The 12,813-nt window shown below is 69.1% G+C and carries 10 protein-coding genes and 1 pseudogene; 7 read left to right on the top strand and 4 right to left on the bottom strand.

Annotated elements, in window-relative coordinates:
* Window positions 1-59: 59 nt before the first annotated feature.
* Genes LT948_RS31355 through LT948_RS31345 form a run of 3 tightly spaced genes read right to left on the bottom strand, consistent with a single transcriptional unit; the run spans window position 60 to window position 1,710 of the window.
* A complete protein-coding gene (locus LT948_RS31355) occupies window positions 60-587 on the bottom strand; it encodes a GNAT family N-acetyltransferase (protein ID WP_003089734.1) in 528 nt (175 codons plus the stop codon).
* Window positions 584-1,435 (bottom strand): class I SAM-dependent methyltransferase, encoded by an 852-nt coding sequence (locus LT948_RS31350; RefSeq protein WP_003089732.1) that lies wholly within the window; start codon window positions 1,433-1,435, stop codon window positions 584-586. The genes LT948_RS31355 and LT948_RS31350 overlap by 4 nt, the downstream gene beginning before the upstream one ends.
* Before the next feature lie 53 nt (window positions 1,436-1,488).
* The gene (locus tag LT948_RS31345; RefSeq protein ID WP_003089729.1) at window positions 1,489-1,710 is read right to left on the bottom strand and encodes a YgdI/YgdR family lipoprotein; all 222 of its coding nucleotides are present in this window, start codon (window positions 1,708-1,710) and stop codon (window positions 1,489-1,491) included.
* 156 nt (window positions 1,711-1,866) lie between these two features.
* On the opposite strand from LT948_RS31345, the gene LT948_RS31340 reads away from it, so the two are divergent.
* The 3 genes from LT948_RS31340 (at window position 1,867) to LT948_RS31330 (ending at window position 6,183) form a co-directional block, all read left to right on the top strand.
* Entirely contained in the window at window positions 1,867-3,447 is a 1,581-nt protein-coding gene (locus LT948_RS31340) for an alpha/beta hydrolase (protein ID WP_073657116.1), read from the top strand.
* Window positions 3,448-3,648: 201 nt separating this feature from the next.
* Complete coding sequence (locus LT948_RS31335; RefSeq protein WP_003122400.1) at window positions 3,649-4,566, top strand: hypothetical protein; 918 nt, start codon at window positions 3,649-3,651, stop codon at window positions 4,564-4,566.
* An 81-nt stretch (window positions 4,567-4,647) separates the two neighbouring features.
* Window positions 4,648-6,183, top strand: coding sequence for a sigma-54-dependent transcriptional regulator (locus tag LT948_RS31330; protein WP_009876510.1), 1,536 nt, complete (start codon window positions 4,648-4,650; stop codon window positions 6,181-6,183).
* Between the two features lie 7 nt (window positions 6,184-6,190).
* Here LT948_RS31330 and LT948_RS31325 read toward each other — a convergent pair whose 3' ends face one another.
* Complete coding sequence (locus LT948_RS31325; protein WP_033995077.1) at window positions 6,191-7,933, bottom strand: amidohydrolase; 1,743 nt, start codon at window positions 7,931-7,933, stop codon at window positions 6,191-6,193.
* A 122-nt stretch (window positions 7,934-8,055) separates the two neighbouring features.
* Here LT948_RS31325 and LT948_RS31320 point away from each other — a divergent pair, with 122 nt between their 5' ends.
* From LT948_RS31320 to glyA, 4 genes and pseudogenes are all read left to right on the top strand, one after another.
* A complete protein-coding gene (locus LT948_RS31320) occupies window positions 8,056-8,979 on the top strand; it encodes a LysR family transcriptional regulator (RefSeq protein WP_033985269.1) in 924 nt (307 codons plus the stop codon).
* 258 nt (window positions 8,980-9,237) lie between these two features.
* A complete protein-coding gene (gene gcvH / locus LT948_RS31315; RefSeq protein ID WP_003089718.1) occupies window positions 9,238-9,621 on the top strand; it encodes a glycine cleavage system protein GcvH in 384 nt (127 codons plus the stop codon).
* Window positions 9,622-9,631: 10 nt separating this feature from the next.
* Window positions 9,632-12,511 (top strand): aminomethyl-transferring glycine dehydrogenase, encoded by a 2,880-nt coding sequence (gcvP, locus tag LT948_RS31310; RefSeq protein WP_019726243.1) that lies wholly within the window; start codon window positions 9,632-9,634, stop codon window positions 12,509-12,511.
* A gap of 142 nt (window positions 12,512-12,653) precedes the next feature.
* A pseudogene (glyA, locus tag LT948_RS31305) lies at window positions 12,654-12,813 on the top strand (serine hydroxymethyltransferase); the annotation flags it as partial.

Raw genomic sequence — 12,813 nt, 5'->3', positions numbered from 1 at the left:
TACATTTCCATTCCTTGAAGTCTATTTGCACTGCTGATTATCAACGAGACTCAGCATCACTATAGATTGAACACCAGATGAACATCCTCCGGCTCCAACCGATACAACTCCTCATCCGGCTCCATGCACAGCCGGCATCCGAGTCTCGTATAAAAATCCACCGTGTTCTGCGACGGCGTAGCCGAAACGTAGAGCGCGCTGGCGCCGAGGTGGCGGGCCTGGGTGGCGGCGAGGTGGAAGAGGTGGGCGCCGAGGCCGCGGCGGCGGTAGGCGTGGCTGAGGTGGAGGAACTTCAGTTGCAGCCAGTCGCGCTCGGGGCCGAGGCGGCGCGGGTCGAGGACTACCGCGCCGATCAGGCGGCCCTGGTCGAACAGGCCGAGGAACCAGCCGCCGCGGTCGAAGCAGTCGAGCAGGATCGGCGTGTAGTGCTCGGCCTCGCCCTCCGGCCAGCCGCGCATGTCGTAGAACTCGGGGCGCAGCACCAGTTGGCCGGCCTCGACGGAATACAGGTGCTCGATCACTTCGCTGCGGTCGATCTCCCAGACCAGGGGGATTTCGTCGCGGCGCAGCAGGCGTTCTTCGGTCATCGTGGTTTCCTTGCGCTGAGGCCGTACATCAGCGGCAGGCGCGGACGATCGGCGGGCGGCAGCATGCGTCCGCCGCCGCCGTCGCGCATGCCGTCGAAGCCGGCCCAGCCGTTGGCGTAGGGGTATTCCTCCAGCCGTTCGAGTTGCAGGCCGGCGCCGAGCAGGGCGCCGATCACATCGGCCAGGCCCCACTGGAACTCGTAGCTGGGATGAGGGTTGCTGAAGTTCTCGACGCCGGCGCGGTAGCCGGAGGGCGCCAGGCTGGCGCCGGACTCGGCGACGTAGTCGCTGACGCCGCTCTCGGCGATCGGCTCGCGGCTGAAGTAGTCGTAGGCCGGTTGCCAGTGTGGGTCGAAGTACAGGGCGAAAGGGTGGAACTCCACCAGGACGAAGCGCCCGCCGGGAACCAGTACCTGGGCGATGCCGTCGGCCCAGCGCTTGAGGTCGGAGAGCCAGACCAGCGTGCCGTAGGAGGCGAAGACCCGTTCGAAGCGTTCGCCGCGAGTGGCGGCGACGGGCAGCCAGCGGAGGATGTCGTCGCGCTGGAAGTCGGCGGCGATGCCGCTGTCGCGGGACAGCTGGCGGGCGAAGTCGATGGCGCTGTCGGCGATGTCGACCCCGGTGACGCGGGCGCCAAGGCGCGCCAGGCTCAGGCTGTCCTGTCCGGCGTTGCATTGCAGATGCAGCAGGCGCAGGCCGTCGAGATGGCCGAGCAGTTGCAGCTCCTCGGGATAGAGCGTGGAACCGCCATTGCGGAAGAAGGCGGCCTGGTCGGCCTTGTGGCTGTTGTGCGCCCGGGTGGCGGCGTTCCACGACAGCCGGTTGGCCTCGTGCAGGTCGGATCGCATGGTTCGACTCCTTCCCTGGAGTGCGCCACCGCGCGGATGGCGGGTCCGGGGGATTACATGTCCTTGATGCTGCGCACCTGGTCCTTGTTGACGCGGGTGCGCTTGCCGTCCAGTTGCTCCAGTTCGTAGAAGCCGGAACTACGATCATAGCGCGGGGTATCCACCGCCTGGATCTCGCGGCCATCGTTGAGGGTGACGATGGTCGGGGTGGAGCAGCCGGCCAGGACGGCGAATGCGGACGAGAGCAACAGGGCGGGCAGCAGACGGGAGGTCATCGGAATTTTCCTTCGGACGGTTTTCGAGGCGGCGGATTCTACTCCAGTCGCGGCGCAACCGCTCTAGCCTGGATCACAGCGGCAAATTTCCGCTGCGATCGTACGTCTCTTCCGGTGAGCCGCCCGGATGGCGGCGCCTCTTCGAAGGGAGATTCCATGTCTGCCGTTTCCACCTCGTTGTTGCTTTTCCTCAACCTGCTGACCCCGGCCCAGGCCGCCCAGCCCGTGCCGCTGGCCGATGGCCGCATCGAGATCGCTGCCGGCGAGAGCCGCCAGCGCTACCTCGACCTTGCCCCCGGCGAGTTGCAGTTGCTCGACCTGGAGGTCGACCGCGGCCGCGTCCGCCTGCGCGCCACCACGCCCGACGGCAAGGCGTTGCGCGCGACGGAGCTGGCCGGACGCCAGTCGCTCGGTCTGCAGGCCGGCGAGCGCCAGGGCCTGCGCCTGACCTTCAGCGCCGACGAAGACACCGCACTGACCCTGATCCCCACCCAGCGCCTCACCCCGCAGACCCCGGCGCTTGATTCGCCGGCGCCGCAGAGCCCGACCCTGCAACGCCTGCAGGCGGAGCTTGCGGAAAAGCGCCCCGGCGCGCTGAAGGCGTTCTGGAAGCAGGTAGCGAAGCAGGGCACGCCGCTGGTGGAGCCGCTGGATGCCGAACGTGTGCTGGTCACCTTCCTCTGGCGCCAGCAGCGTCCCGGCGACGTGCGCCTGCTGTGGCCGACCCCGGAGGTCAACACCCGCCGCTTCGAGGCCCTGGCCGGCAGCGACGCACGCTATCTGAGCCTGCCGCTGCGCCGCGACGCGCGGGTTTCCTACCAGCTCAGCGCCGACCTGCCGGACCTGCAACAGGCCGATCGCGGCACCTTGCGCCTGGCGTTGCAGGCGGCGGCGCGGCCGGACCCGCTGAGCCGTACGCCGTGGCTCAACAGCCGCGCGCTGCCGCGGGCCGAGCAGCCCTCGCTGGTGCAGCTCGGCGGCGCCCCTGCCGAGACCTGGGACCAGCCGCGCAAGGACGTGCCGCGCGGCAAGGTGGAGCGCCTCGGCTATAGCAGCCAGGCCCTGGCCAACCAGCGCCAGCTGACGCTCTACACGCCGCCGGGCTACGACCCAGAGGGCCAGCGCTATCCGCTGCTGGTGCTGTTCGACGAGGACCACTACGCGCGCGACGTACCGACCCCGACCATCCTCGACAACCTGATCGCTGCCGGGCGCATCCGCCCGACCCTGGCGGTGATTGTCGGCAATGTCGACGCCAGCAGCCGGGGCCGTGAGCTGCCCTGCAACGAGGCCTTCGCCGACATGCTCGCCCATGAGCTGCTGCCCTGGTTGCAGCAGCGCTATGCATTGAGCGAGGAGCCTGCCGATCGCGTGCTTTCCGGTTCCAGCTACGGCGGACTGGCCTCGGGCTGCATCGCCTACCGTTATCCGGAACGCTTCGGCAAGGTGCTGAGCCTGTCCGGCTCGTTCTGGTGGGGGCCGGACGAGCAGCAGCCGCAGTGGCTGGTACGGCAGTTCGCCGCTGGCGAGCGTTTGCCGCTGACGTTCTTCCTCAGTTCCGGCCTGCTCGAGGAGCCCGAGGCGGACGGCATTCTCGGCAGCAACCGCAGCCTGCGCGCGGCGCTGCAAGGCAAGGGCTACCCGCTGCACTACCGCGAGTTCCCCGGCGGTCACGACTACGCGGCGTGGAGCCTGGAGCTTGCCGAAGGGTTGCAGGCCTTGTTGCCGGCGCATTGAGCCGGCTGGCTGGCGTGGGGCGGATAGCCGCTTGCGGTTATCCGCCGTGCCGCGGCCTGGAGATGGGGAAGGCTGTCCGGAGCGTATTCGCAATGCCCACCGCGTTGCGGAATCGGAAAAAATCGTCCAGGGCCATTTGCCAGCGTCGGCGGATAGGGGACAATCGGCGTTCGCCTCAATCGAACGACAAGGATGTTCTCGATGCGCCGACTCTTGCGCCCGGTATTCTGCGCCGCGCTCTTCTGCCTGTACCCAGCGCTGGTCCAGGCTGCCGCCGAAAGCGAAATCCTCGGCCTGTTCCAGCGCTGGCAGGCCGCCCACGGGCAGCGCAGCGGCAAGGCCCTGGAAGGGGTCTATGCGCCGCGCCTGGACTACTATGGCCGCGCGCAGACGCGCGAGCGCACCCTCTCCGCCAAGCAGGCCTTCTTCGCCCGCCATCCCGACTTCGAGCAGCGCATCGTCGCTGCGCCGCAGATCGTGCCGGGCGACCAGGAAGGCCGCTACGAGGTGCGCTTCGTCAAGCAGGTACGCCTCGACGGACGCCTGCGCAACTATCCGGGGCTGCTCCTGGCCGAGCGCGCCGGGCCGGGCGATACCTGGCGCTTCGTCGGCGAGAGCGACGAGATCACCCGCTACGCCGTCGACCCGCGGTACACCCCGCTGGCTCGCGGCCGCTTCGCCGGTACCGAGGCGGATTTCGCCTGGGTAGTGGCCCACGCGCCGAACAGCGCCGCCTTGTGCGACGAATACGAGGATTGCCGCTGCGACCTCTGGAGCGCCGACGCGCGCGTCCCGCCCAAGCCGCTGGGCAGTTGCACCGGCGCGGTGCTCAGCGTCCTCGGCGGCCTCGACGACAGCGGCCGCGAGCGCCTGCAACTGCTGCGTACCTGGTGGACCAGCACCTGGACCAAGTCGTCGCTGCTGGAAATCCGCGATGGCCAGTGGGTGCGGGTGCTGCCGGACATCTCCACCACCTGGGACGATGCCGAGGCCGAACTGGTGCTGTACAAGGCCGACCCGCAGCAGCCGGGCCGAGTGCTGGTGACCGAAACCGTGATGGACGACGAGGGCGACTGGAGCCACCGCACCCGCAGCGAGGCGCTGCGCCCCGTACCCTGACGCCGGCCCCTTGGGCTGGGCGGCGCCAGGCCGTACAATCGACGGCTTTATGGCGAGCGTCGCCGCAGTCCAGGTTCCCGCATGCGCATCCACGTCTCCTTCATCGACCGTGTCGGCATCACCCAGGAGGTGCTGGCGCTGCTGGGCGGGCGCAACCTGAACCTGGACGCGGTGGAAATGGTGCCGCCGAACGTCTACATCGACGCGCCGACCCTCAGTCCCGAAGTGCTGGAGGAACTGCGCGCAGCGCTGCTGGGCATCCGTGGCGTGCAGGCGATGACCGTGGTCGACATCCTTCCCGGCCAGCGCCGCCGCTTGCAGCTCGATGCGTTGCTGGCGGCGATGGCCGATCCGGTGCTGGCGGTGGACGGCAAGGGCCTGGTGCTGCTGGCCAACCCGGCCTTCAGCGAGCGCTGCGGACGCGACCCGGCCGGCGAGAGGCTGGCCAGCCTGTTCGACGATGAAACCCTGGAGGATGCGCTGGTCGAGCAGGGCTTCCGCCTGCCGCTGCGCGAAGTGACCTTCATGGGCCAGGCCCTGCTGCTCGATGCCACGCCGATCACCGAAGGGCCGGGCGAGGGCGAGCGGCACCTGGCCGGCGGCCTGTTGACCCTCTACGAACCGAACCGCATCGGCGAGCGCCTGGCTGCCTTGCACCATGACCATGCCGAGGGGTTCGAGATGCTCCTCGGCGATTCCCAGCCGATCCGCACCCTGAAGACCCGTGCGCAGCGCGTGGCGGCGCTCGACGCGCCGCTGCTGATCCACGGCGAGACCGGTACCGGCAAGGAACTGGTGGCGCGCGGCTGTCACGCCCTGAGTGCGCGGCACAACTCGCCGTTCCTGGCGCTGAACTGCGCGGCGTTGCCGGAGAACCTGGCCGAAAGCGAGCTGTTCGGCTACGCCCCCGGCGCCTTCACCGGCGCCCAGCGCGGCGGCAAGCCAGGCCTGCTGGAGCTGGCCCACCAGGGCACGGTGTTCCTCGACGAGATCGGCGAGATGTCCCCCTATCTGCAAGCCAAGCTGCTGCGCTTCCTCAGCGACGGCAGCTTCCGCCGGGTCGGCGGCGACCGCGAGGTGAGGGTCGACGTGCGGATTCTCAGCGCCACCCACCGCAACCTGGAGAAGATGGTCGCCGAGGGCAGCTTCCGCGAGGACCTGTTCTACCGCCTCAACGTGCTCAGCCTGGAAGTCCCGCCGTTGCGCGAGCGCGGCCACGACATCCTGCTGCTGGCGCGGCACTTCATGCAGCAGGCCTGTGCGCAGATCCAGCGCCCGGTGTGCCGGCTGGCGCCGGGCACCTACCCGGCGCTGCTGAACAACCGCTGGCCGGGCAACGTGCGCCAGTTGCAGAACGTGATCTTCCGCGCCGCTGCGATCTGCGAGAGCAGCCTGGTGGATATCGGCGACCTGGAGATCGCCGGCACCGCCGTGGCGCGGCAGAACGACGGCGAGGTGGGCAGCCTGGAGGAGGCGGTGGAGGGCTTCGAGAAAGCCCTGCTGGAGAAGCTCTACGTCAGCTATCCATCGACCCGCCAGTTGGCGGCGCGCCTGCAGACCTCGCACACCGCCATCGCCCACCGCCTGCGCAAGTACGGCATCGGTCCGCGCGCCTGAAGCGGGCTCAGCCCTCGCTGGAATACACCGGCTTGCCGGCGAACCAGGTCTTCAGCACCTTGGTTTCGCCCAGTTGCGTCTCCGGCACCTCGAACACGTCGCGGTCGAGGACGATGAAGTCCGCCTGCTTGCCCGGCTCCAGGCTGCCGATCCGGCGCTCCAGGCCGATGGTCCGCGCAGCGTTGCGGGTGTAGGCGTAGAACATGGTCTGGCGGTCCAGGCGTTCGCCGGCGTTGAGTACGCCCTGGGGACCCTTGCGGGTCACCGCCTGCTGGATGGCCTTCCACGGCGACAGGCTGGACACCGGCCAGTCGCTGGCCCCGGCGATGGTCGCGCCCTTGCTCAGCAAGGAGTGCGCCGGGTACTGGTAGCGGTAGGCGAAGGCGCTGATGTAGGGCTTCATCAGGTCCACCGTGGTTTCGTCGGCGGCGGCCCAGTACAGCTGCATCGAGGCGATCACGCCGAGCGGCCTGAAGCGCTCGAATTCCTTGGGGTTGACCAGTTGCAGGTGGGTGATCGAATGGGCGATGCCGCTGTCGCGGTCGCGCCGCGCCTGCTGCATGCCGTTCAGCGCCTCGCGCACCGCGCGGTCGCCGATGGCGTGGACGTGGACCAGCCAGCCGCGGGCGTCGGCGGCGCTGACCAGTTCGCCGAAGTGCGCCGGGTCGATCAGCAGTTCGCCCGTCTTCCTGCTGTTGCGGTAGGGCTCGAGGAGCGCGGCGGTCTGCGCCGGGTATTCCGGTACGCCGTCGGCGAACACCTTGATTCCCGGCAGGGTCAGGTTGGGGCTGCCGAGGAAGCGCTGGCGCACTTTGTCCAGCACCTCGAGGTCGGTCGGCCGGCTGCGTGGGTTGGCGACCAGGAGGGCGGCGACGTGGGCACTGAGTTCGCCGCCCTTGGCCAGCCGCTGGTAGACCGGTAGCACGCCGACGGTGTTCTCGTCGGGCCTGAGGCTGAACAGGGCGTCGCCCGGCGAGCCATTGGCGGCCGGGTCCATCCATGCGGTCAGGCCCAGCGAGTTGCTGTAGCGCACCGCGCTGCGTCCGGCCTCTAGCATCTGTTCCGCGCTCGGCGCCGGCAGCACCGCAAGCACCGCGTCGAGACCGGCATCGGCGAGGAAGCCGTTGGGGGTGGCGTCGGCGTCGTGGCCGATGGTGTTGCGCTGTTCCTCGGGCAGGGCGCGGACCCGCGCGGCGTCGATGCCGGCGCGTTTCAGCATGGCGGCGTTGGCCCAGCCGGTGTGGTGGTCGCTGCCGATGAAGGCCAGCGGCTGGTCGGCCCATTCGCCGTGGTCGAAGCGCGCGCGGAAGTCCTTGACCTGGCTCCAGTAGGCGGTATGCATGCCGCTGACATTGAGCATGTCGCCATGTCGCGCCTTGCCGTTGTCGCGCCAGGCGCGCAGGCGCCGTTCCAGTTCGTCGAGGCCGACCTGTTCGTTGCCCATGTCCGCGCCGGCCAGCTCCAGGCCGCCGAACACCGCGTGCGAATGGGTGTCGATCAGGCCGGGCATCAGGCGCTTGCCGCCGAGATCGACGACCTGGCTGTCGCCATCGGCCAGGGCGCGCAGCCCGGCCTCGTCGCCGACCGCGAGGACCCGCCCGTCCTCCACCGCCAGGGCCTCGGCGAAGGGTTGCTGCGGATTGGCGGTGAAGATCCTGGCGTTGACCACCAGCAGGTCGGCGGCGGCGAGGGCGTGCAGGGGGATGGCCAGGCAGGCGCCGGCGAGGAGGGTGGGAATCCGTTGCTTCATGGTGGTTTCCTTTGCTTCTTGGTCTTGTGTAGCGTGGCCCGGGCAAGGCGAGACTAGCCAAAGCGCCGGCCCGGCAGAACCGGGCGCGGCGCACAACACTTGTGCCGGAACGGAAGGAGTCGATGGACAAATTGAATGCCCTGGCGATGTTCGTCGCCACTGCCGAAACCGGTAGCTTCAGCCGTGGCGCCGAGCGCCTGGGCAAGACGCCCTCGGCGCTGACCAAGGCCGTCGCCCACCTGGAAGCGGAACTCGGCGCCCGCCTGTTCGAGCGCACCACCCGCAGCCTGGCGCTGACCGAGGCCGGGCAGATCTACCTGGAGGCGGCTCGTCAGTCCCTGGAAACGCTGCGCACGGCGGGGCAGGAGATCGAACTGCTGGAGTCGGAGTTGCGCGGCGAACTGCGCCTCGCCGCGCCGCCGTCGTTCGCCGCGGCGTTCCTCCAGCAGGCCTGCGCCAGCTTCCTCGAGGCGCATCCGCGGATCAGCCTGCGGGTGGACCTCGACGAAACCTTCCTCGATCTCAGCGAAGGCGGCTACGACCTCGGCCTGCGCGACGGCCCCATCGACCTGCCGGGGCTGGTGGCGCGGCCGCTGGCGCCGAACCAGATCGTGCTTTGCGCCAGCCCCGCCTACCTGACGCGGCAACCCGCGCCGCAAGGCCCGGAGGACTTCGAGCGGCACGCCTGGCTGGTCTTCCAGCACCCTTCGCTGAACCAGAACTTCTGGTGGATGGAGCGCGACGGCGCCCGCCAGCGTATCGACCAGCCGCGCCCGCGACTGGCCAGCGACAACTACGACTTCCTGCTCGCCCACCTGCTGGCCGGGCTGGGTCTGCAGTTCTGCCCGCAGTGGAGCGTCGCGCCGCTGCTCGGTGAAGGGCGGCTGGTGCGCCTGCTCGGCGACTACCACTTCGACCCGGGGCCGTTCGGGCCCTCCATCCATGTCCTCTATCCGGGGCACCGGCGCAACACGCGGAAGGTCCGTGCGTTCCTCGAGCACCTGCGCGCCAGCTTGCAGCGACAGGGGCTGTGCCATCGGCTGTAACGCTTCGGTTACGAGTGGAACGAATTCGTTCCGATTGCCGGAAAAACCTTTGCTGTCAGGCGTTTGCGCTCTGGTTCGGGAAATGTCCGGCGGGTCTGTAACGAAAGCGTTCCATGGCGGCCCTGTCCGGGTTTCCCCCGCGCCCGGCCACGCCCCGTGGCGACAGGGCCGGGGCCGCTTGGCACCCTGCTTGCTACGGGCTGCCGCAGAACAAAGTCCCGTCCCGACCGGGCGACCCGCTGACAATGAGGATCCAGCATGAGCAAGTTGCGCTTTACCACCGACCACGAATGGCTGCGCCAGGACGACGACGGGCTGCTGACCGTCGGCATCACCGCCTACGCCCAGGACGCCCTCGGTGACGTGGTATTCGTGCAGTTGCCGGAACTCGGCGAACACGCCGCCGGCAGTGAAGTGGCGGTGCTGGAGTCGGTCAAGGCCGCCAGCAACATCCTGATGCCGCTGGACGGCGAGGTGGTGGCGATCAACGACGCGCTGCCGGACGCCCCGGAGCTGGTCAACCAGGACCCGCTCGGCGAGGCCTGGTTCTTCCGCTTCCGTCCGGCCGACGCCGGCGCCTGGGAAAAGCTGCTCGACCAGGCCGCCTACGACCGCCTGCTGAACGCCAACGCCGACGCCTGAGGATCCCGTCATGACCGATAACCTGAACCTCGGCGCCATCGACCTGGGCACCGACGACGAATTCATCGCCCGCCATATCGGCCCGCGCGCCGCCGACACCCAGGCCATGCTCCAGCGCCTGGGCTACGACTCGCTGGACGCGCTGATCGGCAACGTGATCCCGGACAGCATCAAGGGCAGCAGCGTGCTCGACCTGCCGGCCGGCATGGGCGAGGCCGAGGCGCTGGCCAGCCTGAAGGCGATCGCCGCGCGCAATCGCGCGTTGCGTTCCTTCATCGGCCAGGGCTACTACAACTGCCACACCCCGGCACCGATCCTGCGCAACCTCCTGGAGAACCCGGCCTGGTACACCGCCTACACGCCGTACCAGCCGGAAATCTCCCAGGGCCGCCTGGAGGCGCTGCTGAACTTCCAGACCCTGGTCAGCGACCTCTCCGGCCTGCCGATCGCCAACGCCTCGATGCTCGACGAGGCGACCGCCGCCGCCGAGGCCATGACCTTCTGCAAGCGCCTGTCGAAGAACCGCACCAGCCAGGCATTCTTCGCCTCCCGCCATTGCCACCCGCAGACCCTCGACGTGCTGCGCACCCGTGCCGAGCCGCTGGGCATCGAGGTGGTGGTCGGCGACGAGAGCACCATCGAAGACTTCTCCGCCTACTTCGGCGCGTTGCTGCAATACCCCACCTGCGACGGCGAGATCGTCGACTACCGCGAACTGGTCAGCCGCTTCCATGCGGTCGATGCGCTGGTCGCGGTGGCCGCCGACCTGCTGGCGCTGACCCTGCTGACCCCGCCGGGCGAGTTCGGCGCCGACGTAGCCATCGGCAGCGCCCAGCGCTTCGGCGTGCCGCTCGGCTTCGGCGGCCCGCACGCGGCCTATTTCGCCACCCGCGACGCCTTCAAGCGGGACATGCCGGGACGCCTGGTCGGCGTCTCCATCGACCGCCACGGCAAGCCGGCCTACCGCCTGGCCATGCAGACCCGCGAGCAGCACATCCGCCGCGAGAAAGCCACCAGCAACATCTGCACCGCCCAGGTACTGCTGGCCAACATCGCCAGCATGTTCGCCGTCTACCACGGCCCGCAGGGCCTGCTGCGCATCGCCCGGCGCACCCACCGGCTGACCGCGATCCTCGCCGCCGGCCTGGAGCGCCTGGGCGTGGCCGTCGAGCAGAAGCATTTCTTCGACACCCTGAGCCTGGCCACCGGCGCGCGTACCGCGGCGATCCATGCCAAGGCCCGCGCCGCCGGGATCAACCTGCGCGAGATCGATGCCGGCCGTCTCGGCCTGTCGCTCGACGAGACCGTCCGCCAGGCCGATGTGGAGACCCTCTGGGGCCTGCTGGCCGAAGAGGGCCAGGCGCTCCCGGACTTCGCCGCCCTTGCCGCCAGCAGCGGGGACCGCCTGCCGGTCGAGCTGCTGCGCCAGTCGGCGATCCTCAGCCACCCGATCTTCAACCGCCATCACTCGGAAACCGAGCTGATGCGCTACCTGCGCAAGCTGGCGGACAAGGACCTGGCGCTGGACCGCACGATGATCCCGCTGGGCTCCTGCACCATGAAGCTGAACGCCGCCAGCGAGATGATCCCGGTGACCTGGGCCGAATTCGGCAACCTGCACCCGTTCGCCCCGGCCGAGCAGAGCGAAGGCTACCGCCAGCTCACCGACGAACTGGAGGCGATGCTCTGTTCCGCCACCGGCTACGACGCCGTGTCGTTGCAGCCCAACGCCGGCTCCCAGGGTGAGTACGCCGGCCTGCTGGCGATCCGTGCCTACCACCAGAGCCGCGGCGACAGCCAGCGCGACATCTGTCTGATCCCGTCCTCCGCCCACGGTACCAACCCGGCTACCGCCAGCATGGTCGGCATGCGCGTGGTGGTGGTGGCCTGCGACGCGCGCGGCAACGTCGACGTCGAGGACCTGCGCAACAAGGCCAGCGAGCACAAGGAACGCCTGGCCGCGCTGATGATCACCTATCCGTCCACCCATGGCGTGTTCGAGGAAGCGATCCGCGAGATCTGCGCCATCGTCCACGACTGCGGCGGCCAGGTGTACATCGACGGCGCCAACATGAACGCCATGGTCGGCCTGTGCGCCCCGGGCAAGTTCGGTGGCGACGTTTCCCACCTGAACCTGCACAAGACCTTCTGCATCCCCCACGGCGGCGGCGGCCCGGGCGTCGGCCCGATCGGCGTGCGCGCGCACCTGGCGCCGTTCCTCCCCGGCCACGCTCGCGGCGAGCGCAAGGAAGGCGCGGTGAGCGCGGCGCCGTACGGCAGCGCGAGCATCCTGCCGATCACCTGGATGTACATCCGCATGATGGGCGGCGAAGGCCTCAAGCGCGCCTCGGAAATGGCCATCCTCAATGCCAACTACATCGCCCACCGCCTGGAGGAGCACTACCCGGTGCTCTACGCCGGCGGCAACGGCCTGGTCGCCCACGAATGCATCCTCGACCTGCGTCCGCTCAAGGACAGCAGCGGGATCAGCGTCGACGACGTGGCCAAGCGCCTGATGGACTTCGGCTTCCATGCGCCGACCATGTCCTTCCCGGTGGCCGGCACGCTGATGATCGAGCCCACCGAGAGCGAGTCGAAGGCCGAGCTGGACCGCTTCTGCGACGCGATGATCCGCATCCGCGAGGAAATCCGCGCGGTGGAACGCGGCGAGCTGGACAAGGAAGACAACCCGCTGAAGAACGCGCCGCACACCGCCGCCGAACTGCTCGGCGAATGGAACCATGCCTACAGCCGCGAGCAGGCCGCCTATCCGCTGGCCAGCCTGGTGGAGGCCAAGTACTGGCCGCCGGTGGGCCGCGTCGACAACGTCTACGGCGACCGCAACCTGACCTGCTCCTGCCCGCCGATCGAGGCGTACAGCGAGGAGTGACGGACGAGGAGGGCGCCGCCAGCGGCGGCGTCCTCGCGTTTCCGGCGATACCCCTTTCCCGGCGCCGCGCTTGCGTAGCGGCGCCGCGGCCACGCTCGCGCCAGCGAGCGTCCTGACACCGACACGACAAGAGGCCAGCGCCATGTTCAGCAAGCACGACCAGCTCCAGGGCTACGACGACGAACTGCTCGCCGCGATGGACGCCGAAGACCGGCGGCAGGAAGACCACATCGAACTGATCGCCTCGGAGAACTACGCCAGCAAGCGGGTCATGCAGGCGCAGGGCAGCGGCCTGACCAACA

Source organism: Pseudomonas sp. CP-1 (assembly GCF_021213715.1).
Classification (GTDB): Bacteria; Pseudomonadota; Gammaproteobacteria; order Pseudomonadales; family Pseudomonadaceae; genus Pseudomonas; species Pseudomonas aeruginosa.
Note: the sequence above shows the minus strand (reverse complement) of the source record. Positions and strands in the feature narration are given on the sequence as shown.